Consider the following 25,612-nt stretch of genomic DNA (forward strand, 5'->3'; position numbering starts at 1 on the left):
ATGATTCCGGGGAGATAAACCGGCATGACGGAACTGAGGTCGATACTCGACGAGGCGGGGCGCCAGGGACTGATTTCGCCGGAGGCCGGAGAGCGGCTTCTGCCGTTTCTGATCGCGCACGGTGTGGCCGTCGCCGAGGCGCAGCCGGCAATGGCGGCTGAAGGACAGGCCTGGTCGGATACGGAGACGCCGCGTTTCGTGCGCGGCTTCCACGACGTGCTGATCACCATCGGCGTCGTCGTGGCGCTCGGCGGCCTCTGGGGGCTTGCGCCGCTTTACGCGGTGCCGCCCGCTATCCTCGTGCTTTCGGAAATTCTCGTGCGGCGTCAGCGGCTCGCCCTGCCGGCCGTCGGCTTGACGATCGCGCTGTTCTGCTGGACATTTTTGCTGATGTCCCGTGTCTTTACGCCGTGGACCTTCGAGATAGGGGCGGACCTCACGCAGTTCATTGCCGGCTTCCCGATCCTTCTCGGCATCTACTATGCCCGCTATCGCGTGCCCTTGACGCTGGCGCTCGCCATCATGTCGATACTTGCCCTGGTGCTCACCCTGCTTTTACGTTTAGCGCAATGGCTAAGCGGCAATCCCGCATTTTTCGTCGACCATCTTGCCCTGCTGGCTGCGGTGTCCCTCGTCTGCGCGCTCGGCCTCTTCGCGATGGCGCTCTATTTCGATCTCGGCGACCGGCTGCGCCGGACGACGCGCTCGGATATTGCTTTCTGGCTGCATCTCGGTGCGGCGCCGGCGCTGCTCTACAGCACCGTTTCTCTGCTGTCTCTAGGAGAAGGCGGCCGTATCTTCGACCTGGCGAACATGTCGGCCCAGACCCCCGTGGTCGTCGCGACCGTGGCGGCGCTGATGCTGATCGGTCTGATCATCGATCGCCGCGCTTTCGTCACCTCGGGGCTGCTATCACTCGGTGTTGCGATCTTCAGCGTCTTCCGGCACGGAAGCGCGACTGTCGACACCTACATCTTCACGACGCTGATCGTCGTGGGCGCGATCGTTCTCATTATCGGAACAGGCTGGATGCCACTGCGACGGCTGGTGCTGCGGGCACTGCCCCCGGCAATCGCAAACAGGCTGCCGCCTGGTTAAGGCGGCAGCATTTCTTATTTAGGTGTTGAAGCGGAAATGGATGACGTCGCCGTCCTGGACGACGTATTCCTTGCCTTCGTCACGCGCCTTGCCGGCATCCTTGGCGCCGACTTCGCCGTTGTATTTGATGTAATCGTCATAGGCGATGGTGTTGGCGCGGATGAAGCCGCGTTCGAAATCCGAATGGATAACGCCGGCGGCCTGCGGCGCCTTGGTGCCGCGCTCGATCGTCCAGGCCCGCGTTTCCTTCGGGCCGACGGTGAAATAGGTGATGAGGTGGAGCAGCTTGTAGCCGGCGCGGATCAGCCGGTCGAGGCCCGCCTCGTCAAGGTCGAGGGCGGAAAGGAATTCCTTGGCTTCATCCTCGGGAAGCTGGGCGACCTCGGCCTCGATCGCCGCCGAGATGACGACGGTTTCGGCACCCTGTTCCCGAGCCATAACGGCGACAGCCTCGGTGAATTCATTGCCTGTCGAAGCCTCGGCCTCAGCGACGTTGCAGACATAGAGGACCGGATGCGAGGTCAGAAGGTTGAGGCCCTTGAGGATGGCGATTTCCTCGGCATCGAGCGTCGACAGCAGCGTGCGTACCGGCTTGCCCTCGTTGAGCAGTTGCAGCGAGGCTTCCATGATCGGCAGCATCGCCATCGAATCCTTGTCCTTGCTGGTGGCGCGCTTGCGCGTCTGCTCGGTGCGGCGCTCCAGGCTTTCGAGATCGGCGAGCATCAGTTCCGTCTCGATCGTCTCGGCATCGGCGACGGGATTGATGCGGCCTTCGACATGGGTGATGTCGCTGTCTTCGAAGCAGCGCAGCACGTGGACGATGGCATCGACCTCGCGGATATTGGCGAGGAACTGGTTGCCGAGACCTTCACCCTTCGAGGCGCCGCGCACAAGGCCGGCAATGTCGACGAAGGAGATGCGGGTCGGGATCAGTTCCTTCGACTTGGCGATGTCGGCAAGCTTGCGCATGCGCGGATCGGGCACGGCGACTTCGCCGGTGTTCGGCTCGATGGTGCAGAAGGGATAGTTTGCCGCTTGCGCAGCCGCCGTCTTGGTGAGCGCGTTGAAGAGGGTCGATTTGCCGACGTTCGGCAGACCGACGATGCCGCATTTGAAGCCCATGGCTAAAACCTGCTGTTCTTGAATTCCTTGCTGGTGCCTATGGGATAAAGGAGCAATATGGTCAAGTCTTAGAGAGCTTTTACCGCTGCTCACTTGCCGATGGATCGGTGCTGGCCTATTTTTGAATGCGACTGAGATTTTCGACGCATTGCGGATTTCACCAGAATGCCAGGTCACTCCCACGCAGATGCAATTGCTTCTCTCTGCGCCGAAGCCGGGGACGAGATCCTGCCTGTTTGAGGCCGGGAGCTGTGGCGGCTGACCGTCGAAAATTCGTCATCGACACTGATTAGCTGGTTTGAACATTCCTGACCCCATGTCATCAACGGCTGGATTTTTCCGATGAGTGACAATGACATTGCCCTGAAACCGAAGACCAAGGTGAGGCCGAAGCTGGATAAGCCGAAGCTCTACAAGGTCATTCTCGTTAATGACGACTATACGCCGCGCGAATTCGTCATCGTGATCTTGAAGGCCGTGTTCCGCATGAGCGAGGAGACGGGCTACCGGGTGATGATAACAGCGCACAAGCTCGGTTCCTGCGTGGTCGTGGTCTGCGCCAGGGATATCGCCGAGACCAAAGCCAAGGAGGGCATCGACCTTGCCAAGGGCATGGGCTTTCCGCTGATGTTCACAACGGAGCCGGAAGAATAGATGCTGCGGATTCAGGTGCTGCGGATCTGATAGCCGGTCTTGTCCTGCACGAAGCCGCAATTCTCGTAGAAGCGCAGGGTCGCCGGGTTTTTCGAGCCGGTGAGCAGCATCACCTTGTAGCAGCCAGCTTTCCAGGCCTCCGTCACGGCATGGCCGATGACGGCGCCGGCATAACCGCGCCGACGGTGATCGGCGTGGGTGACGACGTTTTCAATCAGGGCATAGGAGGCGCCGTTCCGCGTCAGGTTCGGCACGACGATCAGCGTGACGGTGGCCGCAGCGAGATCGCCGGCAAAGCCGATGAAGAGAGTCATGCCGGGTTGGGCGAGGATGGCGGAGAAGCGCTCTTCGGCCATGGCCTTGTCGAGAACCGGATCGGTCGAGTTCAAATGCTGGTAGAGGGTGATCAGCCCGGGAAGATCGCCGACGGCGGCCGGGCGGATGGCGAAATCCTGGTCCTGGTCGTGAACCGGCACCGGCCTCATTCTCCCTTGTTGCCGAACATCTTCTTCAACATGTCGGCCATCGGGCCGCTGGCCGGCAACTTCGGCTGATTGTGGTTGCGGGCCTGATGGATATGCGACTGGCCGGTCGGCTTCTTTTCGGTATTCTTGTTTTCCTTCCGCGGCTTCTCTTCCTCGGCCTTGCCGCCGAGCGCCAGCGCGATCTTGTTCATCAGCTGCGAATCCTCGTTTCGCACCAGCATGTCGGCATTGTCGGCGAGGGTGTCGAGAAGCGGCTCCAGCCAGACCTTGTCGGCCTTGGCGAAATCGCCGAGCACGTGGTTCTGCACCATTTCCTTGACGCCCGGATGGCCGATGCCGAGGCGCAGCCGCCGGTACTCCCGGCCGCAATGGGCGTCCAGCGACCTGATGCCGTTATGGCCGCCATGGCCGCCGCCGGTCTTAAGCCGCGCCTTGCCCGGGGGAAGATCGAGTTCGTCGTAGATCGCGACGAGGTCGGCGGGCTGGAGCTTGTAGAAGCGCATCGCCTCGCCGACGGATTCGCCGGAGAGATTCATGAAGGTCTGCGGCTTGATCAGCAGCACCTTCTCGCCGCCGATCTCGCCCTCGGCGATCTCGGCCCTGAATTTCTTCGACCAGGGCGAGAAGCTGTGGCGCCGATGAATGGCGTCGACGGCCATGAAGCCGATATTGTGGCGGTTGCCGGCGTATTTGCCGCCAGGATTGCCGAGACCCGCGATGATCAGCATGGTCTGTTTTTCCTTGCTAGAATTTCCCGCCGTTCACCACCTGTAAATGACCGCAAAGTCAAGCGGAAAGGGCAGTATCCGTCGCAGTCACTGCGACAGATTCATGCCGTATTTCAGGAAGATCTGCTTCTGGTCGCCATCGGCGATCAGCTTGTCGAGGGCAGCTTGCATCTTGACGAGCAGATCGTCCGGAAAGCTCTTCTCGCAGGCGATGCTCATCGGCTGGGCGGAGAGCACGGTCACCATCTCCACCGGCTGGTCGGCCTTCAGCTTTTCGAAATAGAGTTCGGAGATCGGCATCATGTCGATGCGTCCGCCGAGCAGCTTGCGCAGCGTCGCGTTGAAGTCGCTGGCGACATCGAGCTTGGTGAAGCCTTTCTCTTTCAGGATCGTCTCGGTGTAATCCTCACGCTGAGTGCCGACCGTATATTTCTTTGCCTCTTCCAGATTGTTGGCGATGACGCCCGAGCCCTTGCGGGTGATCAGGATGTTGCGGTCGATGAGCAGCGGCTCGACCCATTTGAACAGCGGGTCGCGTGCGCCGTTGTGGGCGGTTGCGAAGACACAGGTCATCGGCGCTGTGCGGGCAAGGCCGAAAGCGCGCGCCCAGGGCATGATCTCGATCGTGTAGTCGACGCCGATCGCGGCCATCACCTTTTCGACCTGCTCGACGGTGGCGCCCTTGATCTCCTTGCCTTCGCGATAATTGAAGGGGGCATAGTCCTCAGTCGTGAAGGTCACGGTTTGCGCATGGGCGGCGCAGGGCAGCGCCAGGCATGCGAGAAGCAGGAGCTTTTTCATCATATCATCTCCTTCGTTCTTCATTCACGAGGCGCGTGCCACGGCCGATTGTGAGCCTACCAGTTGCTCGATGAGCGCGGTTGCATGCTGCGGACGATGGAAGAGGTAGCCCTGGCCGTAGTCAAGCCCCATCTGATGGAGCGTGCGGCATTCCTCTTCGGTCTCGATGCCCTCGGCAATGACGGTGCAGTTCATCTTGTGGGAAAGCGTGGTGATGCCTTCGATCAGCATGCGGCTCTTCTGGCGGACGTCGTCGTCGCCGTCGTTGATCGCGCGGGTGAAGGACTGGTCGATCTTGATGATGTCGACGGGGAAACGGTTGAGGTAGCTCAGCGACGAATAGCCGGTGCCGAAGTCGTCGAGCGCGATGCGGCAGCCGAAGCGACGAAGCTCGGTGACAATCATGCGAATCTCGGGGTTGTCGTGCATCAGCACGGCTTCGGTGATCTCGACGACGATGCGCTCGGGGCGGATGCCGTGGCGTCCGACGATGGCGGCAAGACGGGCCGGCAGCGCCGGGTCGAACTGCAGCGGTGAGAAGTTGATGGCGAGATAGCTATCCTGCATGCCCGGTATGCGGGAAATCTTCGCGAGGTTGGCGATCGCCTTTTCCATGATGACGTTGCCGACCCTGACGATCTTTGCCGTTTCCTCGGCGACGCTGATGATTTCGGCCGGCGGCATCAAACCCTTCTGCGGATGGTTGAGGCGCATCAGCGCCTCGAAACCGGCAATGCCGCGGCCGTTCAGGTTGACGATCGGCTGCAGGAAGGCCTCGAACCAGTTGTCGATGAGGCCGGCTTCGATATTGGCCTCGATCTCGGCGCGGCGGCGGGCCCGGTCGAGCATGGCGTTGTCGAAGAGCTGCGCGCCGTTCTTGCCGTCGCGTTTCTTGGCATACATCGCCATGTCGGATTTCTGCAGCAGTTCGGCTGCGGTTGCGGCATGATGCGGATAGACGGCGATGCCGATGGACGCGCTCAGATGCATGTCGGGGGCGAAGGGCGTTTCGAAGATCGAGGCGATCTGCTCGCACATCACCTTGGCGCGTTTTTCGGCGTCCCTGGCCGGCAGCAGGATGGCAAATTCGTCGCCGCCGAGACGGGCCGCTTCGTCGGAAGGGGCAAGATGGGTCTTCAGGCGCTCGACGAGCTCGATCAGCGCCATGTCGCCGGCGGCATGGCCCATATTGTCGTTGATCCACTTGAAGCGGTCGAGATCGACGAAGAGGCAGGCGAGTTCCTGGCCGGCGGCGTCGGCGTCGGCGATCTTGTTATCGAGGACGGCTTCGAAGCCCTGGCGATTGAGAAGACCGGTCAGGTGATCGGTGATCGCCTGGCGGTGGTTGCGGTCCTCGGAGGCCTTGAGTTCGGTCACATCGGTCATGACCGATAGCGACAGGCGGTCATGAGCGCCGGCTCCCGCCTCCGATTCCATGATGAGGACGTCCATGATGCGGCCGTCCAGGCAGACGAACTTGACGGTTACGGTCATGCCGCTTTCGGCCAGGCGGCGCTTGCCGAATTTGTCGCGGGTGGTCGAGGTGACGAGATCGGCGAAGTTGCGGCCGATGACGGCGGCACGGTTATACCCTGTGGCCAGCAGCCAGTAGTCGCTGACGGCGGTGATGCGGTCCTCCTCGTCGAGCGAGAAGAGCATGGCGGGCGTCAGATTGTAGATGTCGGTGGCGCGGCGGTGGGCGAACTTCAGCTCCTTTTCCTCGCTTTCAAGCTTGGTCTGCATCTCGTTGAAGCTGCGAGCCAACCGTCCCATCTCGTCGTTCGACTGCCAGTCGACATGATGGCGGGAGCCCAGCTGGCGGGTGGCCTCGATTGCCGCCGTCAGCCGCATCAGCGGCTGGATGACGAAGAAACGGTTGCCGATCAGCGCCGTGCCGAAAACGGTCAGCACGGCGAAAATGAAGATCGAGATGAAGACGACCTCTTCCTGCTTCAGGCCGGAAAACAGCCCGAGTGCGGGATAATAAACGCTGATGCTGCCGAGGTTCCTCGGACCGTCGACGGTATTGTAGATGATGGCGCGCGACACCTGCACGAGCTGACCGTTGAAGGAGCGCGGAATGGTGGACTGGCTGACGTCAAGCTGGCCTGACTGATCGCGCACCTCGACCTTGACGATGGCGCCCTGGGAAACGACCGTCGCGCTGATCTGGGTGACGCTATCCTCATCGAGGTCCCACAGGGGTTTGGCCAGCGCCTGGGCATTGGCGACAAGAAGAACGGAGATATGGTCGCGTATTTCCTTATCGGCCCGTTCCGAGGAAAGAAAAAGGAAGAGAACAAAAAGCGGAGCGACAAAAACAAGCAGCGCACCGCAAACTATCGCAAAAAATCTGTTCTCAACGGAATTGTTCATGGTTCCGTTTACTCCCCCAGGCCGGCCATATTTCCTGTCGCGCGTCAAGGCGGGCTTCTTCGCAGCTGACGAAGCATGCTTTCACGAATTTGTTAAATGTTGCTGAAACGGGGCAGTTGCCGGGCAATGAAAAGCCCGCTTTCCAGGGGAAAGCGGGCCATATGCTTTACAAATTGGTCGAAGCGATCAGGCTTCGGCTTCGCCTTCGGCAGCAGTCTCGTCGATGCCGGCAGCCGGGGCAATGATGGTCGCGATCGTGAAGTCGCGGTCGATGACCGGGGTGACGCCCTTCGGCAGGGTGACTTCCGAAATATGGATGCTGTCGCCGATCTTCTTGCCGCTGAGGTCGACATTGAAGAATTCCGGGATCGCATCGGCCGGGCAATGAACTTCGACTTCATGGCGAACGATGTTCAGAACGCCGCCGACCTTGATGCCCGGGGATTTCGCTTCGTTGACGAAGTGAACCGGGATTTCGACGCTCACCTGGGTGTTACCGGAGACGCGCAGGAAATCGACATGCATCGTGAAGTCGCGGACCGGATCGAGCTGATAGTCCTTCGGCAGAACCTTGTACTTCTTGCCGCCGACTTCGATCGTCGCCACGGTGGTCATGAAACCACCGGCATGAATGCGCTTCGTCACCTCATTGGTGTTGAGAGCGATGGCAATGGGGGCCTGCTTGTCACCATAGATGACAGCGGGAATCAAACCGTTGCGGCGAAGTTCACGGGCGGACCCCTTACCAACCCGTTCGCGCGCCTCGGCCTTGAGCTCGTAAGTTTCCTGGCTCATGGCTATTCCTTTCGAGGTTATTTGGAGAGTTCGGCGGGCGGGCAATGCCTTGCTCCGTCGAACCGGAGGCGGGTATAACCCAACCTCATCCGCGTTGCCTCCAAGGGTGTCTACGCGGACCGGTGGCCTATATTATAAGTCGATCGGAAACGCAAGTTGCGGTTTCAGGCTGTTTTCCGGCGAAATACGCGCTTCGGCAAGCCGAAACCGCAGCCGACTTCGCAGCGATCGTATTCCCGGTCCAGCAAGCGGCAAAATTCAGCATTCCCGCTGCGGCCGAGGTTGACATCGGCACGCTTCACCTCTTTGGATGCCGCATTCAAAAAGCGGCTGAGGAGAAATCGGACTATGCGTCTTAAACTTGTCACGGCAACGAGCTTGCTGGCACTTTGCCTTGTCACTACGGCCCAGGGTGTCGAGATCAATCAGGGCGGCGCCGACGCGCTCAAAGGTACCCTGACGAAGCTGCTTCCGGAGGATCTGGCAAAGAGCGGCCTGATCACCGTCAATCCGGCAGGCACGCGCTACGAGATCATCTACGATCTGGCGAAGCTGCTTGCCAAGGCCGATCCCGCGACATTCGCGATCAACGGGCTGGCGCCGTTCTCGACGTTCGCTACACCGCTCGATAGCGGGCTTTGGAATATCGAAGGCGACAACAAGTTCAACGTCTCCGGCCATTTCAAAGGCAAGGACGAGAAGCCGACGGATTTCTCCTATTCTATCGCATCGCTTGTTTACAGCGGCGTCTTCGATCCTGCGATTAGCTATCTGCGCTCCGCCACTTCTACGGCCAAGGACATCAAGCTCACCAGCAAGTCCGAGACTGAGGAAGTCAGCGCCAGCATCGCCAGCATGGATCAAAAGCTGAGTTCGACGGACAGCGCAGGCGGCAACGGGCGTATCGATCTTACGGGCAGCGGTTCGATGTCGGCTTTCGTCGAGCAGATTTCCGGCGCGCAAATGCCGCCCGTTGAAATCCGTGCCGACTCGGTCGATGTCGAGGCCAAGGTGAACGGCCTGCCGGCGAAGCAGATCCGCGAGATGGTCTTCTTCATTCTCGATCATGTCGAGGAGAAGGAGTTGAGCCCCGAAAACAGCGACAGGATCAAGGGAATCCTCAAGGAAGCCTTCCCGCTTCTGGCCTCGTTCAGCGAGACGATCGGGGTCAACAATTTGACCGTCAGCACCCAGGTGGGCAGCGGCGGCGTCAAGGCCTTCGGTTATAACGTCGCCATCGATGGGCCGACCAACGCGATGCGCTTCGGCTTCGGCATGAATGCGCAGGAGATCAGCTTCGACAGCCCGCTGATGCCGGCAAGCTATTCGCCTTTCCTGCCGACCAGCTTCGATCTGCAGCTCGCCATGCCGAATCTAGACTTCGCAAGTTTCGGCGACGCCTTGATGGCGATGGATTTCAATGAGAAGGCGCCGGAGACGAGCGGTGAGGAGATGGGCAAGAAGCTCTTCCGCGATGGTCGGCTCACCGTCGAGTTTCCGAAGATCAGCGCCAAGTCGGATGTCTATGACATCGACATGACGGGCAAGATCGAGGGGCGCGTCGATACCCAGAAGGACTATTCGATGGAGGCGACGATCCTCGCCCGCGATCTCGACAAGACGATCGCCGCAGTTCAGGAGCTTGCCAAGACCGATCCCGATCTCAACCAGGTCTCCTTCGGCATCATGATGGTGAAGGGCTTCGCCAAGACCGATGCGGATGGACGCTCGCGGTGGGACATCAGTGTCAGCCGCGATGGTGCGGTCGCCGTCAACGGCCAGCAGATCAAGGGGCCGGATGGTCCGGATCAGGATCAAGATCAAGGGCTGGAGCCAGATCAGGAGCAGGAACCGGATCAGGGTCAGGATGCGGTACCTGCGCCGCCGCAGCAGCCTTGAGCGTTATCAATTGGGATCAGACATGAAGAGGCCGGCCTTGTGCCGGCCTCTTTGTTTTAAGTCACACGCTTCACCGAGGCCAACGATCGGGACGACGATTTATTCTGGGCTTTCGCTGTCAACGAAGGCGGCTCCGCGACGATCAACGGCCAGCAGTTGACGCGGCTCGGAGGGCCTGCCCGGCAATAGCTTGGTCCATCTGATGCAGAAATTAAAAAGAGCCGGTCGATGCCGGCTCTTTTTTATTGAAGCGGCCGGTCAATCGAAGAGGCTGGAGACGGACTCTTCCTGGGCCGTTCGGCTGATGGCTTCGCCGATCAGCGGCGCCGTCGTCACGATGCGGATATTGTGGGCCGAGAGCACGGCGGTGGTCGGCTGGATCGAATCCGTGATGACGAGTTCGCGCAGCTTCGAGGAGGTCACGCGGGTGACTGCGCCGCCCGAGAGAACGCCGTGGGTGATATAGGCGGTGACGCTGGATGCGCCCTTGGCCAGCATCGCGTCGGCCGCGTTGCAGAGCGTTCCGCCGGAATCGACGATGTCGTCGATCAGCAGGCAGTCCTTGCCGGCAATGTCGCCGATGATGTTCATGACTTCGGATTCACCCGGCCGATCGCGACGCTTGTCGACGATGGCCAGAAGACAGTCCAGCCGTTTGGCGAGCGCGCGGGCGCGAACCACGCCGCCGACGTCAGGCGAGACGACCACGACGTTGCTGAGATCATAGTGACTCTTGATGTCGCGGGTCAGCACCGGCAGCGCAAAGAGGTTGTCTGTGGGTATATCGAAGAAGCCCTGGATCTGACCTGCGTGGAGATCGAGCGTCATGACGCGGTCGGCGCCGGCTTCGGTGATCAGGTTTGCCACCAGCTTGGCGGAGATCGGCGTACGGCCGGAAGCGCGGCGGTCCTGACGCGCATAACCGAAATAGGGAAGCACGGCAGTGATGCGACGGGCTGACGAACGACGCATCGCATCGATCATGATCAGCAGTTCCATCAGGTGGTCGTTGGCCGGGAAGGCAGTCGGCTGCACGAGGAAAACGTCCTCACCGCGGACATTTTCCTGGATTTCCACAAAGATTTCCTGATCGGCAAACCTTCGGACGCTGGCTCTCCCCAAGGGAACATTGAGATAGGTGCAGATCGCTTCGGCGAGTTGCCGGTTCGAATTGCCTGCGAAAACCTTCATTTTGGTCCGCCTGTTATGCGCTGATAGCCGCGCTTTTTAGTCAGCTTCCCGATGAATGCAAGGGCAAAGGTGCCACAGGCTTTCATATTTGCAAAAAGTTTGTGACTAACCGCCCTGAGTCTGTCGCCAGGAGGAGAATTCCGCGATGGTTTTCGAGGCGATCTGCTGCATGACCGAGGCGGGAACGCCTGCCCAGGGATCGGCCGCGGCCGCCGGCACGCTTTCCTGCCCCTGGATGCGGTGCAGGCGACCGCCGGCGCTGTCGAGAATGTCCCAGACATAGACCACTGTGACCTTGCCGTCGTCGCTGAAGGCTGAGAGATAGCCCTTGAGGATGTAATCGCTGCTCGCATCGGTCGAGCTCTTGATGGAAAGGCCGTGCGCGCGCGCCTCGGCGCCGAGCTGACGTGAGAGCGGGGTCACGGCCTGCACCGGCGCGCCGATGATCGGCAGGAAGCGTACGGTATTGCCGCGGCCGGAGGAAGAACTGGGCGGCAGGGCCGCGGTCTGCTGTGGCTGTTGCGCCTCGGCCGGCTGAGCCGGCTGTGCGGGAAGCCCGCCATTGGCCGCCGCCGGTGGCAGCGATTGCCCCTCGATCGGAGTAGAGGCGGCCGGCGAGGAGCCGCTCCGCGACAGGGCGTCTGCCTGCTGCTGCATCGTCGTCGGCGGCGCGCCGCTGCCGGGCCGATAGGCCTGCTGCGACTGATTGTAGGCTGGATGGTAGCCGCCCTGCTGCGCACTTGCCGCGAAACCCGGCTGGCGGGTACCCGCCAAACGCTCGGCTTCGCTCTGCGACACCGGGCTCGACGATGTCGCCCCGGAGGAATCGCCGATATCGACCTGCGGCGTCAGTGCATCGGTGGTATTGCAAGCGGTCAGCAGAGCTGTGACGAACAGGAGCGTGGGCACAATCGCAGCTCGCGTCATCCCTTGATCCGTCCTTCCCACAATTGCAATCAGCCCCACCCGAATTTATGCGGGCGGGGATGGTCGTCTGTCAATTCCGGATTCTCACCGGTCAGAGGCCGATGAAGTCGAGCGGATGCCGGGACAGCGGGCGCGGTGCATCCGCTGTCGTCAGATAGGTCTGGCCGAGCGTCATCGCCGTGCCCGTGTCGGAATCGGCGATGATCATATGCACGAAGAGCGACATGTTCGGCTCGATCGGCTGCGGATTGCCGACATGGAACATCTGGTGCTCCATCCAGGACGGCGAGAAGCGGGCGCCGAGCGAATAACCACAGGCATTCAGCCGGTGGCGAGCCAGGCCGCGCTCATCGATGATCCTGGCATGCATGTCGAAGACATCGCCGAAGGTATGGCCGGGCTTCAGCACGGTCTCAATCGCCTCGATGGTCTCGCGGCAGGCGTTGTAAAGCTCGCGATGGCGGTGCGTCGGCTCGCCGACGACGATCGTGCGCATCATGGCGGCGTGGTAATGCGCATAGGCGCCGGCCCATTCGAGCGTCAGCTGGTCGTTGGCGTCGAGCTTGCGGCGGCCGGCCTTGTAGCGGCAGAGCAGGGCGTCGGCGCCGGAACCGATGATGAACTCGTTGGCGGGATAGTCGCCGCCGCCGGAAAAGATCGCGCCCTGCATGGCGGCGAGGATATCGGCCTCGTCGGCGCCGGGCTTCGTCAACCGGATTGCGGCATCGAGCGCATCGTCGGCCAGAACGGCGGCGCGCTCGACATAGGCGACCTCGGTCGGGCTCTTGATCAGGCGCAGGCGGCTGACGAGGTAGGAGGCGTCGACGATCTGGCCGAAGGTGGTCAGTTGCGCGTCAAGCAGGCGGGCGACGCGGCCGGTCATGCCGTGCGTATCATATTCGACGCCGATGCGGGTGCCGAGCAGATCCATCTCGACCAGCAGGTTCTTCAGGTCGAGCGTCGGATCGGCATTGACCCGGTCGACCCAGATATGGATGTCCTCGAGGATCGAGGTGTGCCTGGCCTGGCGAAGATCGGCCGAGCGGGTGATCAGCGCCATGGTGCCGTCGCTCTTGACGACCAGCGTCTGGAAGAAGCAGTAGCCGAAGGTGTCGTAGCCGGTCAGCCAGTACATGCTTTCCTGGGCGAAGAGCAGCAGGGCGTCGAGCTTTTCTTCCTTCATCTTCTCGGTGAGGCGCGCAAGCCGGCTTGCGAATTCAGCCTTTTCGAAGTGCAGTGCCATTCTGCTCAAGTCTCCCTGATTGATATCGCGGAAATCTGGCGGCCGTAATCCGGCTCCTTGCGATGTGTCGTTCTGCGATAGGAAAAGAAGCGCTCGCTGTCCGGATAGGTGCACAGGCCGAGACTTTCGGCGCGCACGCCGGCTTTCGTCAGCCGATCGACGGTCAGCCCCGGCAGGTCGAACATGGCGTGGCCTGATGTTGCGGAAGGCACGAAGAAGCGATCGTCATCCGGGTTCTCGGCGACGAAACGCTCGACGAACTCGGGACCGACTTCATAACTTGCCTGGCTGATCGAGGGGCCAAGGCAGGCGACGATGCTGCCGCGGTCCGCACCCAGCGCCTCCATGGCGGCGATGGTATTTTCGAGCACGCCCGTCAGCACGCCCTTCCACCCGGCATGGGCGGCGCCGATGACGCGGTTGTCGGGGTCGGCGAAAAGGATCGGCCCGCAATCGGCGGCGAGCACGCCAAGCGCAATGCCGGGGGCCGCCGTCACCATCGCATCGGCGTCGGGGCGGGCACCGTCGTAATTGGCGCGGATCGTCACGACATCGGGGGAATGAACCTGATGCACGGTTGCCAGCCGTTCGACCGGCAGGTCGAACCAGGCGGCGACACGGCGGCGGTTTTCCAGGACCTTGTCGCGTTCGTCGCTGGAGCTGAGGCCGACATTGAGGCCGCGATACAGCCCTTCGGAAACGCCGCCGGCCCGAGTGAAATAACCGTGGCGGATGGTGCTGCCCGCCGCTTCGTTCAGCAGCGTGCTTTCGATCGGTGCGGGAGAGGCCGCGTCCTGCATCTGTGATTCCGGGGTTTTTAAGGGGTTTGTTATTATCCCAAGCGCATCGCATATGCGGCGCGCTTCAAGTTCTTGTTGCGCTGGGATGTTGAACCAGCCGCGTGCGCCCTGTCAATCCACCGGGCGAAAGGGCATGAGATCGACGGCGGGATGGGAGACCGCCATTACCTTGAAGAGTTCGCCCATCCGGCCTTCACCGGCGCCGGCGAGCCTTTCGACCGCCGTCTGGATGATCTGCTGGGTTTGCTGCTCGCGGTCGCGGCCGAGGGCGGCCGCGCGCTCGAGGATGCCGAGGCCGGTCAGAAAATCACCCTGATGCAGGGCGCCGTTCAGATGGACGCCGGCCGCAAGCGCCGTTTCGGCGAGCTGCTGGAAGTCGACATGGCTCGTCAGATCGGCTTCACCGGGATGGGCGAGCGGCGGGTCGAATTCATGCATGCGCACGGCTTGCAGCGTATCGCCGAAGCCGGTGACGAGATGACCGTAGTCGATCGCGAGCGCCGTGCCGCCGAAGGCGCGCAGCCGCTCGCAGATCGCCATCATCACCGCCTGGCGGGCCGGCGAGATCTCGAAGAGCGTACCGACCGGCACGTTCTGCACCGGTTCGGGAAGAAGCGCGGGATCGAGGCCGGCGACGCCGGCGGCGAAGGTCAGTTCGCCATCGGCGTCGATGCCGACCATGCGTTCGCGGAAACCCGTCGGCATGCGGACGAACTGGCGGATCGGGATGGCGTCGAAGAGTTCGTTGGCGGCAATCAAGGTGAAGCCTGATGGTACTTCGTCGAAGCCATCGTGCCAGGAAATCTTCTCGCCGTGGGGTTCGAGCGTCTGGCTCTGGACGTCGCGCAGGCGCTCACTGGTTTCGACGAGATGCACGGTCATGGCGTCGAAAAGCGGTGGAGCGATGCGGGAGATGACGCGCAGCATGTCTGCCATCATCGTGCCGCGGCCAGGGCCGATCTCGACGAGGCGGACGTCGGCCGGCGTGCCGTGACGCTGCCACGCATGGACGATGAAGACGCCGATCATCTCGCCGAAAATCTGGCTGACCTCGGGCGCGGTGACGAAGTCGCCGGAACGGCCGAAGGGCTCGCGGGTGCGGTAATAGCCGTGTTCGGGATCGGCGAGGCACAGCGAGAAATAATCGGTGACGCTGATCGGGCCGTTCGCCTGGATGATCGCCTTGATCTTTTCGCCTAGAGCGGTGGTCATGTCGCGCGTCCTGCCGTTTCAGAGCTGCAGCGCAGCCTGGCGGCGGGCCCGCAGCATCGCCCAGAGGCCAAGCAGGATCATCGGGAAAGAGAGCACCATGCCCATGGTCAGCCAGTTCGTGCCGATGAGGTAACCGATCTGGGCGTCAGGCTCGCGGAAGAATTCGACGAAAATGCGCGACAACGCATAACCGCAGACAAAGACACCCGTGATGAAACCGGGGCTTTTCAGCGCCCGCATGAAATAGACGAGGGCGGCCAGCACCAGCAGCAGAACGATGCCTTCGAGGCCGGCTTCGTAAAGCTGGCTCGGATGGCGGGCGAACGGGCCGCCGGTCGGGAAGACCACGGCCCAGGGCACGTCGGTCAACCGGCCCCAGAGCTCGCCATTGATGAAATTGGCGATGCGGCCGAAAAACAGCCCGAAGGGAACGACAGCAGCGACGATGTCGAACAGGCTCCAGATCGGGATGGCGTTGCGGCGGGCAAAGAGGATCATGGCGATCGTCGTGCCGGTCAGGCCGCCATGGAAGGACATGCCGCCGTTCCAGATCTCGAGCGCGCGGACGGGACTGCGCAGGACGGCAGGGAGATCATAGAAGAAGATATAGCCGAGACGGCCGCCGAGGACGACGCCAAGCGCTGCCCAGACGATGAAATCGTCGAGCTGCGTCCTTGATATCGGCGAGACGTTGCCGGGCCAGAGACTGTCATTGGCGGCGAGGCGGCGCGCATAGGCCCAGCCGAGCAGGATGCCGGCGACATAGGCAAGACCATACCAGTGAATCGCCACCGGACCGATCGAAAAGGCGATCGGATCGATATCCGGGAAAGGCATGATGGCAAGGAGATTGGCTGCTGTCGGCAAGGTTTTCCCACCTGTTTGGTTGCGCGGAACATGCCGCTGCGATCCCGGACGGTCAAGTCCATTGTTCGTGATGGCCCGTTTGCGGCCGCTTCCCGAGGCCTATCCCGTGCAAAGCGCTTGCATCGTCGATGGTGAAGCCCTACCTCAATCCTCGAGGCCCCGAAGGGCTGAATTCACCTCATGCGAAGGGAGAAAAACGCCATGACGACCGGAACGAACCGCATCATGGACGAATTCGCCAAGCTGATGACCGATGCGGCCGGTGCCGCCCAGGGCGTCCGCAAGGAGATCGAAACCGCGTTCAACGCCCAGGCCGAGCGTTGGCTGAACAGTATGGACGTCGTTAAGCGCGAGGAGTTCGAGGCCGTGCGCGAGATGGCGATCAAGGCACGCGACGAGAACGAGGCGCTCGCCGCCCGCGTCGCGGCACTCGAGGCGAAGCTTGCCGGCGAAGGGCACTGAAGTCCCGATATGACGCAGGTGCGGCACGTCTTCCTGGCAGATGCCGCATCTGTCACAAAAAATTCAGGTGAGTTTTCCACCTGTGGACACTGCCAAAAAAGCCAATTCGCAGAGTCGCTTATTCTCCCTTCTGAATTGAATTTCGAAGAGCCTTTCCACAGTGGCCGGTCCTATTTTCCGTTCGGGGGGCTGGCAGGGGGCAAGGGGCGCTATACACTGATTTTAAATGATGATTCGAAGCGACTTGGTAAGCTCCGGGCAGGTTATCTGCGTTAAGTCTGGCAGCGGTTCAACGATCATCCGAGTGGTGGTTTCCGGTATTTGCGTGTGTCTTTCTTGTGTTCGTACACCAAGTTAAGTCGCATTCGTTCCGGTCAAGAAGGTGCTGCATGAACCTGATGGAATTGGAAGTCGAGCGTCAGTCGAACCCGGTCGATATGATCGAGTACGTTGCCTCCAACAACGACTGGTCGTTTGAACGGTCCGGCGAGGACGAGATCGCGATGACGGTCGAGGGTCGCTGGACGGACTATCACGTCTCCTTCTCCTGGATGGAGGAGTTCGAGGCGCTGCACCTTGGCTGCGCCTTCGATATCAAAGTTCCCGACATCAGGGTCAACGAGGTGGTCAAGCTGCTCTCGGCGATCAACGGGCAGGTGCTGATGGGTCATTTCGATCTCTGGCGCCAGGAAGATGTCGTCATTTTCCGCCAGTCGCTGCTGCTCGCCGGCGGTGCAGAGCCCACCAACCGTCAGGTGGAGGTGCTGCTTTCCAGCGCGCTCGATACCTGCGAAGCCTATTTCCAGGCATTCCAGTTCGTCGTCTGGTCCGGCATGGAAGCGACGAAGGCGATGGAAGCCGTGCTGTTCGAAACAGTCGGCGAGGCATAAGATGCCGACGAAGCGTTTCTCCTCGACAAATCCCGTCCTTTTGATCGGCGCCGGAAACATGGGCGGGGCGATGCTATCGGGCTGGCTGAAAAGCGGCGTCCCGGGCTCGGCCGTCATTGTCGTCGATCCCGGTCCGTCGCCGGCGATGCTGGCGACGATCAACGAAGCTGGCGCCACCCATGTGACCGCGCTCCCGGCGGATTTGAAGGCAAGCGTGCTGTTCCTCGCGGTCAAGCCACAGGTGATGGAGACGGTGCTGCCGACGGTGAAGAGTGCGATCGGGCCGGACACGGTCGTCGTCTCGGTCGCGGCCGGCAAGACGCTCGGTTTCCTCGAGAAGCATCTGGGTAAAGCCGCCATGGTGCGCGCCATGCCGAACACGCCCGCTATGGTTGGGCGCGGCGTCACCGGCGCCTTTGCCAATTCAGGGGTCAGCGATCAGCAGCGTGAGCGCGTCCATTCCCTTCTGCGCGTCTCGGGGCCTGTCGAGTGGGTGCCCGCGGAAGCCGATATCGATGCCGTGACGGCGCTTTCGGGCAGTGGTCCGGCCTATGTCTTCTATCTCGTCGAATGTATGGCGGAGGCAGGCCGTAAACTCGGTCTGCAGGCGGACCTCGCCATGCGTCTTGCGCGGGAAACAGTCGCGGGGGCTGGTGAACTTTTGCACCAGTCCCCCGACGGCGCTTCGCGGCTGCGCGAGAATGTGACCTCTCCCGGCGGCACGACGGCGGCGGCGCTCGCCGTGCTGATGGCAGAGGACGGCATGCAGCCTCTGTTCGACGCGGCACTCGCGGCGGCGCGCAAGCGGGCCGAGGAACTGGCCGGCTGACGGAGACGACATGGCCGAAGAGATCACCTATGCCGATTTCGAGCGTGTCGATATTCGTGTCGGCACGATCATCGAGGCCAGCCCCTTTCCGGAAGCGCGCAAGCCGGCGATCAAGCTGGTGATCGATTTCGGCCCTGAGATCGGCACGAAGAAATCCTCAGCGCAGATCACCGTGCATTATATGCCGGAAAGCCTGATCGGCCGGCAGGTGCTCGGCGTCGTCAATTTCCCGCCGCGCCAGATCGGGCCGTTCCGCTCGGAAGTGCTGACGCTGGGATTCGAGGACGAGAACGGCGCGATCGTGCTTGCGGCCGTCGAGCAGCCGGTGCCGAACGGCCGGAAGATGATGTGAGCGGGCGGAGCGCAGCTTCGCCGCCCATTCTCCACTAGGTCAGATTTCCCGCAAAAACGGATTGCTTCGCCGCTCATCGCCGATGCGGCTGCCGGGACCGTGGCCGCAGATGAAGCCGACGTCGTCGCCGAGCGGCAGCACCTTGTCGCGGATCGAATCAAGAAGCTGCTGATGATCGCCGCCCGGCAGGTCGGTGCGGCCGATCGAGCCGTTGAAGAGCACGTCGCCGAGATGGGCGAAATTCTGCGCGCGGTTGAAATAGATGACGTGGCCGGGGGCATGGCCGGGCGTGTGATAGACCTCGAATTCGTGGGCGCCGAAGGAGATCTTGTCGCCATCCTTCAGCCAGCGGTCGGGCACGACGTTACGCAATCCTGATATGCCGTATTTCGCAGCCTGGCTCTCGACCCGCTGCAGCAGCGGCAGATCGTCCTGATGCGGGCCGACCACATCGACCCCGAGGGCCTCCTTCAGTTCGCTGGCGCCGCCCGCATGGTCGAGATGGCCATGCGTCAGCCAGATTTCCTTGATGGTCAACCCGTTTTCCGCGATCGCCTGCAGGATGAGCGGCACGTCGCCGCCCGGATCGATGACGACGCCTTCCTTGGTATCTGGATCGAAGAAGATCGTGCAGTTCTGCTGGAAGGGTGTCACCGGAATAATGCCGGCCTGGAGCATGCCCATAGGTGCCTCGCTTGGTGTCTCGGATATCCAGGGTATAGTCCGAAACCACGGCGAGGACAGCCGGAATCTTCTCCCATTTACGGTCGGCCTCACGGCAAAAAGACAGACTGCAACAAGAGTTTATACCTGCTTTTGTCATCGTCATCAGGCGAAGAAATCGGGTTTTATTCAATTTTTCAAGGCACTTGCAGGAATTCTCATAGAGGCGATGTTCCGCCGGGCTGAGCGCATGGGAACATCGTGGAACCCCGCACGTTGTCAGCCCATCGAAACCAAGGAGACGCTCACATGACCTTAAAGAGAAACATTCTGCTGGCAGGCGCGGTGCTGATAGCGAGCGCCGGTCTTGCGCAGGCGGAGATGATGGCGACGACGGTCGATGATCTCAACGTCCGCGCTGGCCCCGGCCCGCAATATCCCTCGGTCGGTCTTGCCACCCGCGGCTCCACCGCAGTCCTCGACGGCTGCATCGAAGGCAGCCGATGGTGCCGTGTCGACGTCAACGGCATGCGCGGCTGGGTCTATGCCGATTATCTGCAGGTCGATCATGGCGGCAGCCGCGTTATCGTCGAGGAGCATCGTGCCGAGATCGGCGTTCCCGCCGTCACCTACGAGTCGACCGCAAGCGTCGTTCCGGCCGAGCCGCAGCCGGCGCCGGGCGACGAACTGCTCGGCCCCGTCGGGTCGGTCGAGACCATCACTCCGCCGGAGACGGTTCGCACCTATATCGACACCAATCCGGGTGAGACGGTGCGACTTGGCGGCGATGTCGTCGTCGGCGCGGAAGTGCCTGCCGATGTCACCTTCCAGACGATCCCCGACTATGAGTACCGCTATACGAGGATCAACGACCGGCCGGTGCTGGTCGATCCCGGTACGCGCCGGATCGTCTACGTCTATCAATGACGTGAATCGGCAAGAACTGAGGCGAGGCGGAACGTCGGGCCGCCTCGTTCCAGGGCAGTTCTCCCTGCCTTAATCCCGCATCGGTTGATTTTCTTAACGCTGTCTTCCGAAATATGATAAAATCCTAATATGCCGAAGGTTCGGCATGGATCGGCGATCGGGGAGATCGCCAGAGGAGGAAATCATGGAAGCGCTACTTCCGCTCATCACACAATTGATAGCCGGTGCAATCGGCGGCAATGCCGCGAGCGCCGCTTTGAAGCAGCACGCGATCAATGTCGTCGCTCGTACGATCGCAGGCGCGATCGGCGGCGTCGGCGGCGGCATGCTGCTCAGCATGGTCGGCGGGGAAGCGGCTATGACCGGCCTGCTCGCCGACGGCATCGGCGGCCTGATCGGCGGCGGTATTCTCTCGACGCTCGCCGGACTGGTCATGGCACGGGCGCACAGGTAAAGAAGGCCCGGCAGACGTTTACCGACAGCGCCGCGCCTGTTTTGGGACGCGGAAAGGCTGCTGGAGCACGTTGAATGGCTGCGTAATTTTATCCTTAAATCGGTTCCGATTTGAGGAATTATGCAGTGGCCGGACCGATCGCGTGAGGCTCTTATCCGGCGGCGACTGCGGCCGGATAGACCTCCTTCATACAGTCGTTCGTCAGCGCTTCGGAGATCATCGACGGCGTGAAGCGATACGGACCGCTTTCCGAAACCGGGGTAACTTCCGGTTGATGCGATTGGCCTGCGCCGAAACGTTCATCATCTTGCTGTCTCGCGCCAGGCAATTGGACCGAGGCATGCCTAAACCCCTGGCGCTTCGGGAGCTCGACGGTCGCCGCGGGCGCCATGCCTGTTGATTGTTGTCCCCATTACGTTTTATCCACAGACGGAAGGGGAACTCGCGTATTGCGTCGGTGTGCCGGACGGCCTTGGTTTCCAGAAATGCCAGGGACATGAGAGGCCGTGCGGGGCTCCCGCAGAGTTCGGGGAAGCTGGCCGCGATTCAAATTTATGTCAATAAAGCTGACATATCCTCGCGAAGGTTTCCCTATGCGCGGAAACAGAAAGGAAATGCCGAGTGTCACGACAGACCGGCCCGAAAGCAGGCAAACCAGAGCCGCTGGCCACGCCGATGGAAGATACCGATATTATAGATTTCGAGATCATCGAGTTGTTCTTCTTCGCCTATCGCGACTTCGTTTCCGATCCCGACGCCATCCTAGAAAAGAGCGGTTTCGGCCGGGCGCATCACCGCGTCGTGCATTTCGTCAACCGCAATCCCGGCATGACGGTCGCCGATCTTCTCGATACGCTGAAGATCACCAAGCAGAGCCTCGCAAGGGTGCTGAAACAGCTGATCGATTCAGGCTATATTCGCCAGGTCGCAGGCCCCGAAGACCGGCGACAGCGCAAGCTCTATCCGACGAAATCGGGACGAGAGCTGGCGCTTGCCCTTGCCGAGCCGCAATCGCGCCGCATTGAGCGGGCATTCGAAGGGGCTTCTGCGGAGGTGCGGGAGGGCGTAAAAGCTTTCCTCAGAGGGATGCGGGACAGACAGAGGGCGGAGTGAATGGCGGTCAAGACAGGTATTTCAGACGATGCGGCGCATTTGCTGGTGGTCGATGACGACTCCCGCATCCGGGCGCTGCTCAATCGTTATCTCGCCGAGAACGGCTTCCGCGTCACCGTCGCTGCCGATGGCGCCGAGGCGCAGCGCAAGCTCACCGGTCTCGATTTCGACCTGATCATCATGGATGTGATGATGCCCGGCGAATCCGGCATCGACGTCACCCGGGGGCTTCGCGCCATCAAGAACGTACCGATCATCATGCTGACGGCGCTGGCGGAATCGGGCAATCGCATCGAAGGCCTCGAGGCAGGCGCCGACGATTATCTTTCCAAGCCCTTCGACCCACGCGAACTGGTGCTGCGCATCAACAACATCTTGCGCCGAAATGCCGGCGGCGAGGGACCGAAGATCGAACAGGTGATGTTCGGCCCCTACACCTTCTCGCTGACCCGCAAGGAGCTGAAGAAGGCCAGCGAGGTGATCCGGCTCACCGACCGCGAGCAGGAGATCATGCTGCTCTTTGCACGGCGCGCCGGCGACACGATCCCGCGCCACGAACTGATCGGCAACGACACCGAAGTCGGCGAGCGGACGATCGACGTGCAGATCAACCGGCTGCGGCGCAAGATCGAGGACGATCCCGCCAATCCGGTCTGGCTGCAGACGGTGCGCGGCATCGGATACAGGCTGAGCATCGACTAAACTCAAGGTTCGGGACCGGCGCTGATGGTGACGATCGACAGCTTGCGGCGGGAAGACCGCACTCCTGCGCAGGGTTGGCGCTGGATCGTCCGCTGGCTGCGCCGCCGGCTGCCGACCGGACTTTACGCGCGCTCGCTGCTGATCATCATCATTCCGATGGTGCTCCTGCAATCCGTCGTCGCGGCCGTCTTCATGGAGCGCCACTGGCAGATGGTGACCGAGCGGCTGTCGCTTGCCGTCACCCGCGACATTGCCGCGATCATCGAGATCATCGAGACCTATCCGCAGAATTCGGACTACAGCGAGATCATCCGCATCGCCCGCGACCAGCTCAGCCTGCAGATCTCGATCGAGCCGGATGGCGACCTGCCGCCGCCGCGCGTCAAGCCGTTCTTCTCGATCCTCGACGGCATCCTCAGCGACGAGATCACCGACGAGATCCACCGGCCTTTCTGGATCGACACGGTCGGCAATTCGAACCTCGTCGAGATCCGCATCAAGCTGGAAAACAAGATCTTGCGGGTGCTGACCAAGCGCAGTCAGACCTATGCCTCGAACACCCATATCTTCATCGTCTGGATGGTCGGTACGTCGCTGGTGCTGATCGGCATCTCGATCCTTTTCCTGCGCGGGCAGATCCGGCCGATCCTGATGCTGGCGCGAGCGGCCGAAAGCTTCGGCAAGGGGCAGAAACCCGATAATTTCTATCCGCGCGGGGCCGACGAGGTCAGGCGCGCCGGCCTTGCCTTCATCCTGATGCGCGAGCGGATCGAGCGGCAGATCGAGCAGCGCACCGCGATGCTCTCCGGCGTCAGCCATGATCTGCGAACCATCCTCACCCGCTTCAAGCTGCAATTGGCGCTCGCCGGAGACAATCCCGACCTGCACGGGCTGAATGACGACGTCAACGATATGCAGACTATGCTGGAGGCCTACATGGCCTTCGCCCGCGGCGAGGTCGAAGAGGATGTCGGCGAGCTGAAACTCAGCGAGATCTTTGCGAAGCTGGAATCCGATTTCGCCCTGCACGGCAAAAAATTCAGCTATTCGATCGAAGGCGATGACGACATATCGGTCCGGCCGAACGCCTTCATGCGTCTCGTGACCAACCTTGCCTCGAACGCGCGCCGTTATGCCGACCGCCTCGACATCGAGGCCAAGCACAATGCCAAATGGCTGACGGTCATCTTCGACGATGACGGGCCGGGCATTCCCGAAAAGAATCGTGAGGACGTGTTCAAACCATTCTTCCGGCTGGATACGGCGCGCAATCTCGACGCATCGGGGACCGGGCTCGGGCTTGCGATTGCCCGCGACATTGCCCGCAGCCATGGTGGCAACGTCACGCTGAGCGACAGCCCGCTTGGTGGACTAAGGGCAACGATCCGCATCCCAGCCTAACAGGCCTGCATCAAATGAGCTGGATCAATTGGGCTGCAGCGAGACGTTAAGCGACATGAGCAGCTGTCTTTTCGCGGTCTCGAACGAGGCCGATGCCCGATCGCGCTTCCTCGGCAGATCGATGCGGATCTCCTCGAGAATGCGCCCCGGCCACGGTCGCATCACGATAATCCGGTCGGCAAGGACGAGCGCCTCGTCGATATCATGCGTCACCAGCACGAGCGTTGGGCGCGTTTCGGCCCATATGTCGAGCAGGTGATCCTGCAGATCGGCGCGCGTGAAAGCATCGAGGGCCGAGAAAGGCTCATCCAGCAGCAGCACTTCCGGTCGGGTAATCAGTGCGCGAGCGATTGCCACTCTCTGGGCCTGGCCGCCGGACAACTCCTTCGGCCAGCGTCCGCCCAATTTCCCCAGGCCGACCTTTTCCAATGCGGCCTCCACCCGTTGCCGGCGGTCATCACCTTCGAGCTCGGCGAGGCCGAAGCCGACATTGTTTGCGACACTCAGCCAGGGGAAGAGGCGTGGCTCCTGAAAGATGAGATTGATCAGCGGATGCGGCTTGGTGACCTGTTCGCCATTCAGCTCGACCGTTCCCTGCGTGGGAATGTCGAGACCGCTGATCAATCGCAGCAACGTGCTCTTGCCGCAACCGGATCCGCCGATGACGGCGACGATTTCTCCCGGAGCCAGCCCGAGCGAAAAGCCCTCCAGTGCGCGCACCCCATTCGCATAGGTTTTTTCCAAGTTTCGCAGCGTCAGCATCGGCTCATCCCTCCCGCCTGTAACTATCCTGCCAGGTCAGGAAGGGTGCCGTCGCCGCAAGCAACAGGCTGTCCGTCAACTTGCCGACGACCGCGAAGGTGATGATGGCAGCCATGATCTGGTCCGGCTTGCCCATTTGCTGGCCATCAACGAGGAGATAGCCGAGGCCCTCCGAAGCGCCCATGAATTCCGCTGCGACGACGAACATCCAACCGAGGCCGAGGCCGGATCGCAAGGCAGTCACATAGGCTGGAAAGACCGCAGGCAGCATGACCCGCCGCACCAGTGCGAAACCGGAAAGCCGGAAGATGCGGCCGACCTCGACAATCTTGCGATCAACCGACAGGATCGCGCCGGAGATGCCGAGATAGATCGGAAAAAACACCCCGACGGCGATCAGCGCCACTTTCGATGTCTCGAAGATCCCGAACCAGAGAATGAAGAGCGGCACCCAGGCGATCGACGGGATGGAGCGGAGCGCCTGAAGCGACGGATCGATCAGTCGGCGGGCGAGACCGAAATATCCCGTTATGGCGCCGGCGATCGTGGCCGTGGCGGCGCCGATCGCAAATCCGAAGAATACCCGGACGGTGGTGATGCCGATATGGTCGAGCAATTCGCCGGACCTCAAGAGCGCCCATAGCGTCGCTGCGACCCTGGATGGTGGCGGCATGAGACGGCCTGAGAACCAGCCGGCCGCGACCGCAATCTCCCAGAACAAGAGGCCGAGCGCAGGCAGCAGAACGGCCACCGCCATCCGGTTGCTCACGCCATAAAAGATCGAAGCCGCGACCGGGCGCGGCGTCCTTGTTTCCGTCTTGATACCGGTTTCGGCCAAGTCCGTCATAGCGATGATCGA

At 61.5% G+C, this 25,612-nt stretch carries 27 protein-coding genes; 12 read left to right on the forward strand and 15 right to left on the reverse strand.

All coding sequences use genetic code 11. The annotated features are described in order from the left end of the window. Positions 1-24 precede the first annotated feature (24 nt). Positions 25-1,098 carry a hypothetical protein gene (locus EEQ99_RS07175; protein ID WP_063474527.1) on the forward strand — a complete coding sequence of 358 codons (1,074 nt, stop codon included), beginning with the start codon at positions 25-27 and terminating at the stop codon, positions 1,096-1,098. Positions 1,099-1,116: 18 nt separating this feature from the next. Here the strand turns inward: EEQ99_RS07175 and ychF are convergent, their stop codons facing one another. After that, positions 1,117-2,220 (reverse strand): redox-regulated ATPase YchF, encoded by a 1,104-nt coding sequence (gene ychF / locus EEQ99_RS07180; protein WP_063474528.1) that lies wholly within the window; start codon positions 2,218-2,220, stop codon positions 1,117-1,119. A 342-nt stretch (positions 2,221-2,562) separates the two neighbouring features. On the opposite strand from ychF, the gene clpS reads away from it, so the two are divergent. Then, positions 2,563-2,874 (forward strand): ATP-dependent Clp protease adapter ClpS, encoded by a 312-nt coding sequence (gene clpS, locus EEQ99_RS07185; RefSeq protein WP_047611252.1) that lies wholly within the window; start codon positions 2,563-2,565, stop codon positions 2,872-2,874. An 11-nt stretch (positions 2,875-2,885) separates the two neighbouring features. Here the strand turns inward: clpS and EEQ99_RS07190 are convergent, their stop codons facing one another. The 5 genes from EEQ99_RS07190 to EEQ99_RS07210 form a co-directional block, all read right to left on the reverse strand. Beyond that, positions 2,886-3,359, reverse strand: coding sequence for a GNAT family N-acetyltransferase (locus tag EEQ99_RS07190; RefSeq protein WP_063474529.1), 474 nt, complete (start codon positions 3,357-3,359; stop codon positions 2,886-2,888). Then, entirely contained in the window at positions 3,356-4,087 is a 732-nt protein-coding gene (pth, locus tag EEQ99_RS07195; protein ID WP_063474530.1) for an aminoacyl-tRNA hydrolase, read from the reverse strand. Before pth ends, EEQ99_RS07190 begins: the two co-directional genes overlap by 4 nt. A gap of 87 nt (positions 4,088-4,174) precedes the next feature. Further along, the gene (locus EEQ99_RS07200) at positions 4,175-4,888 is read right to left on the reverse strand and encodes a substrate-binding periplasmic protein (protein ID WP_047611786.1); all 714 of its coding nucleotides are present in this window, start codon (positions 4,886-4,888) and stop codon (positions 4,175-4,177) included. Positions 4,889-4,912: 24 nt separating this feature from the next. Further along, positions 4,913-7,264 (reverse strand): putative bifunctional diguanylate cyclase/phosphodiesterase, encoded by a 2,352-nt coding sequence (locus EEQ99_RS07205; RefSeq protein WP_063474531.1) that lies wholly within the window; start codon positions 7,262-7,264, stop codon positions 4,913-4,915. A gap of 186 nt (positions 7,265-7,450) precedes the next feature. After that, entirely contained in the window at positions 7,451-8,059 is a 609-nt protein-coding gene (locus EEQ99_RS07210; RefSeq protein WP_047611239.1) for a 50S ribosomal protein L25/general stress protein Ctc, read from the reverse strand. A gap of 348 nt (positions 8,060-8,407) precedes the next feature. On the opposite strand from EEQ99_RS07210, the gene EEQ99_RS07215 reads away from it, so the two are divergent. Continuing rightward, on the forward strand, positions 8,408-9,958 hold the full coding sequence (locus EEQ99_RS07215; protein WP_047614279.1) for a hypothetical protein: 1,551 nt from the start codon (positions 8,408-8,410) through the stop codon (positions 9,956-9,958). A gap of 258 nt (positions 9,959-10,216) precedes the next feature. On the opposite strand, the gene EEQ99_RS07220 is transcribed toward EEQ99_RS07215, so the two are convergent. The 6 genes from EEQ99_RS07220 to lgt all read right to left on the reverse strand — a co-directional run bounded on the left by EEQ99_RS07220 (position 10,217) and on the right by lgt (position 16,198). Then, positions 10,217-11,149, reverse strand: coding sequence for a ribose-phosphate pyrophosphokinase (locus EEQ99_RS07220; RefSeq protein ID WP_047611235.1), 933 nt, complete (start codon positions 11,147-11,149; stop codon positions 10,217-10,219). Positions 11,150-11,254: 105 nt separating this feature from the next. Beyond that, entirely contained in the window at positions 11,255-12,076 is an 822-nt protein-coding gene (locus EEQ99_RS07225) for a hypothetical protein (protein WP_047611232.1), read from the reverse strand. Between the two features lie 91 nt (positions 12,077-12,167). Next, positions 12,168-13,319 carry a M24 family metallopeptidase gene (locus tag EEQ99_RS07230; protein ID WP_047611230.1) on the reverse strand — a complete coding sequence of 384 codons (1,152 nt, stop codon included), beginning with the start codon at positions 13,317-13,319 and terminating at the stop codon, positions 12,168-12,170. A gap of 5 nt (positions 13,320-13,324) precedes the next feature. Next, positions 13,325-14,119, reverse strand: a complete 795-nt coding sequence (gene pgeF, locus EEQ99_RS07235; protein WP_047611227.1) for a peptidoglycan editing factor PgeF — start codon at positions 14,117-14,119, stop codon at positions 13,325-13,327. Positions 14,120-14,230: 111 nt separating this feature from the next. Next, positions 14,231-15,331 (reverse strand): class I SAM-dependent methyltransferase, encoded by a 1,101-nt coding sequence (locus tag EEQ99_RS07240; protein WP_063474533.1) that lies wholly within the window; start codon positions 15,329-15,331, stop codon positions 14,231-14,233. 18 nt (positions 15,332-15,349) lie between these two features. Next, entirely contained in the window at positions 15,350-16,198 is an 849-nt protein-coding gene (gene lgt, locus EEQ99_RS07245; RefSeq protein WP_063474534.1) for a prolipoprotein diacylglyceryl transferase, read from the reverse strand. A gap of 201 nt (positions 16,199-16,399) precedes the next feature. Between lgt and EEQ99_RS07250 the strand changes: the two genes are divergently transcribed. The 4 genes from EEQ99_RS07250 to EEQ99_RS07265 all read left to right on the forward strand — a co-directional run bounded on the left by EEQ99_RS07250 (position 16,400) and on the right by EEQ99_RS07265 (position 18,731). Then, positions 16,400-16,660, forward strand: coding sequence for an accessory factor UbiK family protein (locus EEQ99_RS07250; RefSeq protein ID WP_063474535.1), 261 nt, complete (start codon positions 16,400-16,402; stop codon positions 16,658-16,660). A gap of 389 nt (positions 16,661-17,049) precedes the next feature. Beyond that, a complete protein-coding gene (locus tag EEQ99_RS07255; RefSeq protein ID WP_003541709.1) occupies positions 17,050-17,550 on the forward strand; it encodes a type III secretion system chaperone family protein in 501 nt (166 codons plus the stop codon). Position 17,551: 1 nt separating this feature from the next. Next, positions 17,552-18,379, forward strand: coding sequence for a pyrroline-5-carboxylate reductase (gene proC / locus EEQ99_RS07260; RefSeq protein WP_063474536.1), 828 nt, complete (start codon positions 17,552-17,554; stop codon positions 18,377-18,379). Positions 18,380-18,389: 10 nt separating this feature from the next. Further along, the gene (locus EEQ99_RS07265) at positions 18,390-18,731 is read left to right on the forward strand and encodes a tRNA-binding protein (RefSeq protein ID WP_063474537.1); all 342 of its coding nucleotides are present in this window, start codon (positions 18,390-18,392) and stop codon (positions 18,729-18,731) included. A gap of 39 nt (positions 18,732-18,770) precedes the next feature. Here EEQ99_RS07265 and EEQ99_RS07270 read toward each other — a convergent pair whose 3' ends face one another. Continuing rightward, positions 18,771-19,415, reverse strand: coding sequence for an MBL fold metallo-hydrolase (locus EEQ99_RS07270; RefSeq protein ID WP_047611207.1), 645 nt, complete (start codon positions 19,413-19,415; stop codon positions 18,771-18,773). A gap of 288 nt (positions 19,416-19,703) precedes the next feature. Between EEQ99_RS07270 and EEQ99_RS07275 the strand changes: the two genes are divergently transcribed. From EEQ99_RS07275 to EEQ99_RS07300, 5 genes are all read left to right on the forward strand, one after another. Further along, complete coding sequence (locus EEQ99_RS07275) at positions 19,704-20,321, forward strand: DUF1236 domain-containing protein (protein ID WP_047611204.1); 618 nt, start codon at positions 19,704-19,706, stop codon at positions 20,319-20,321. Positions 20,322-20,505: 184 nt separating this feature from the next. Next, complete coding sequence (locus EEQ99_RS07280; RefSeq protein ID WP_047611201.1) at positions 20,506-20,775, forward strand: hypothetical protein; 270 nt, start codon at positions 20,506-20,508, stop codon at positions 20,773-20,775. Positions 20,776-21,396: 621 nt separating this feature from the next. Continuing rightward, a complete protein-coding gene (locus tag EEQ99_RS07290) occupies positions 21,397-21,888 on the forward strand; it encodes a MarR family winged helix-turn-helix transcriptional regulator (RefSeq protein WP_047611199.1) in 492 nt (163 codons plus the stop codon). Further along, on the forward strand, positions 21,889-22,590 hold the full coding sequence (locus EEQ99_RS07295; protein ID WP_018073989.1) for a response regulator: 702 nt from the start codon (positions 21,889-21,891) through the stop codon (positions 22,588-22,590). A gap of 24 nt (positions 22,591-22,614) precedes the next feature. Continuing rightward, the gene (locus EEQ99_RS07300; RefSeq protein ID WP_063474541.1) at positions 22,615-23,991 is read left to right on the forward strand and encodes an ATP-binding protein; all 1,377 of its coding nucleotides are present in this window, start codon (positions 22,615-22,617) and stop codon (positions 23,989-23,991) included. A 24-nt stretch (positions 23,992-24,015) separates the two neighbouring features. Here the strand turns inward: EEQ99_RS07300 and EEQ99_RS07305 are convergent, their stop codons facing one another. Together EEQ99_RS07305 and EEQ99_RS07310 are read right to left on the reverse strand one after the other, a co-directional pair. Next, on the reverse strand, positions 24,016-24,753 hold the full coding sequence (locus EEQ99_RS07305) for an ABC transporter ATP-binding protein (protein ID WP_047611192.1): 738 nt from the start codon (positions 24,751-24,753) through the stop codon (positions 24,016-24,018). 4 nt (positions 24,754-24,757) lie between these two features. Further along, on the reverse strand, positions 24,758-25,600 hold the full coding sequence (locus tag EEQ99_RS07310; RefSeq protein WP_047611189.1) for an ABC transporter permease: 843 nt from the start codon (positions 25,598-25,600) through the stop codon (positions 24,758-24,760). Between the last annotated feature and the right edge of the window lie 12 nt (positions 25,601-25,612).

It is taken from the genome of Rhizobium anhuiense, assembly GCF_003985145.1.
Lineage (GTDB): Bacteria > Pseudomonadota > Alphaproteobacteria > Rhizobiales > Rhizobiaceae > Rhizobium > Rhizobium anhuiense.

Excerpts from the sequence above, each read along its gene's own strand:
- EEQ99_RS07265 (WP_063474537.1), top strand. The coding sequence starts at position 18,390 with ATGGCCGAAGAGATCACCTATGCCGATTTCGAGCGTGTCGATATTCGT.
- ychF (WP_063474528.1), bottom strand. The coding sequence starts at position 2,220 with ATGGGCTTCAAATGCGGCATCGTCGGTCTGCCGAACGTCGGCAAATCG.
- EEQ99_RS07175 (WP_063474527.1), top strand. The coding sequence starts at position 25 with ATGACGGAACTGAGGTCGATACTCGACGAGGCGGGGCGCCAGGGACTG.
- EEQ99_RS07190 (WP_063474529.1), bottom strand. The coding sequence starts at position 3,359 with ATGAGGCCGGTGCCGGTTCACGACCAGGACCAGGATTTCGCCATCCGC.
- EEQ99_RS07310 (WP_047611189.1), bottom strand. The coding sequence starts at position 25,600 with ATGACGGACTTGGCCGAAACCGGTATCAAGACGGAAACAAGGACGCCG.
- pth (WP_063474530.1), bottom strand. The coding sequence starts at position 4,087 with ATGCTGATCATCGCGGGTCTCGGCAATCCTGGCGGCAAATACGCCGGC.
- EEQ99_RS07275 (WP_047611204.1), top strand. The coding sequence starts at position 19,704 with ATGACCTTAAAGAGAAACATTCTGCTGGCAGGCGCGGTGCTGATAGCG.
- EEQ99_RS07205 (WP_063474531.1), bottom strand. The coding sequence starts at position 7,264 with ATGAACAATTCCGTTGAGAACAGATTTTTTGCGATAGTTTGCGGTGCG.
- EEQ99_RS07215 (WP_047614279.1), top strand. The coding sequence starts at position 8,408 with ATGCGTCTTAAACTTGTCACGGCAACGAGCTTGCTGGCACTTTGCCTT.
- EEQ99_RS07200 (WP_047611786.1), bottom strand. The coding sequence starts at position 4,888 with ATGAAAAAGCTCCTGCTTCTCGCATGCCTGGCGCTGCCCTGCGCCGCC.
- EEQ99_RS07225 (WP_047611232.1), bottom strand. The coding sequence starts at position 12,076 with ATGACGCGAGCTGCGATTGTGCCCACGCTCCTGTTCGTCACAGCTCTG.
- EEQ99_RS07250 (WP_063474535.1), top strand. The coding sequence starts at position 16,400 with ATGACGACCGGAACGAACCGCATCATGGACGAATTCGCCAAGCTGATG.
- proC (WP_063474536.1), top strand. The coding sequence starts at position 17,552 with ATGCCGACGAAGCGTTTCTCCTCGACAAATCCCGTCCTTTTGATCGGC.
- EEQ99_RS07300 (WP_063474541.1), top strand. The coding sequence starts at position 22,615 with ATGGTGACGATCGACAGCTTGCGGCGGGAAGACCGCACTCCTGCGCAG.
- EEQ99_RS07210 (WP_047611239.1), bottom strand. The coding sequence starts at position 8,059 with ATGAGCCAGGAAACTTACGAGCTCAAGGCCGAGGCGCGCGAACGGGTT.
- EEQ99_RS07220 (WP_047611235.1), bottom strand. The coding sequence starts at position 11,149 with ATGAAGGTTTTCGCAGGCAATTCGAACCGGCAACTCGCCGAAGCGATC.
- EEQ99_RS07255 (WP_003541709.1), top strand. The coding sequence starts at position 17,050 with ATGAACCTGATGGAATTGGAAGTCGAGCGTCAGTCGAACCCGGTCGAT.
- EEQ99_RS07305 (WP_047611192.1), bottom strand. The coding sequence starts at position 24,753 with ATGCTGACGCTGCGAAACTTGGAAAAAACCTATGCGAATGGGGTGCGC.
- EEQ99_RS07295 (WP_018073989.1), top strand. The coding sequence starts at position 21,889 with ATGGCGGTCAAGACAGGTATTTCAGACGATGCGGCGCATTTGCTGGTG.
- EEQ99_RS07230 (WP_047611230.1), bottom strand. The coding sequence starts at position 13,319 with ATGGCACTGCACTTCGAAAAGGCTGAATTCGCAAGCCGGCTTGCGCGC.
- EEQ99_RS07270 (WP_047611207.1), bottom strand. The coding sequence starts at position 19,415 with ATGGGCATGCTCCAGGCCGGCATTATTCCGGTGACACCCTTCCAGCAG.
- EEQ99_RS07240 (WP_063474533.1), bottom strand. The coding sequence starts at position 15,331 with ATGACCACCGCTCTAGGCGAAAAGATCAAGGCGATCATCCAGGCGAAC.
- pgeF (WP_047611227.1), bottom strand. The coding sequence starts at position 14,119 with ATGCAGGACGCGGCCTCTCCCGCACCGATCGAAAGCACGCTGCTGAAC.
- EEQ99_RS07280 (WP_047611201.1), top strand. The coding sequence starts at position 20,506 with ATGGAAGCGCTACTTCCGCTCATCACACAATTGATAGCCGGTGCAATC.
- clpS (WP_047611252.1), top strand. The coding sequence starts at position 2,563 with ATGAGTGACAATGACATTGCCCTGAAACCGAAGACCAAGGTGAGGCCG.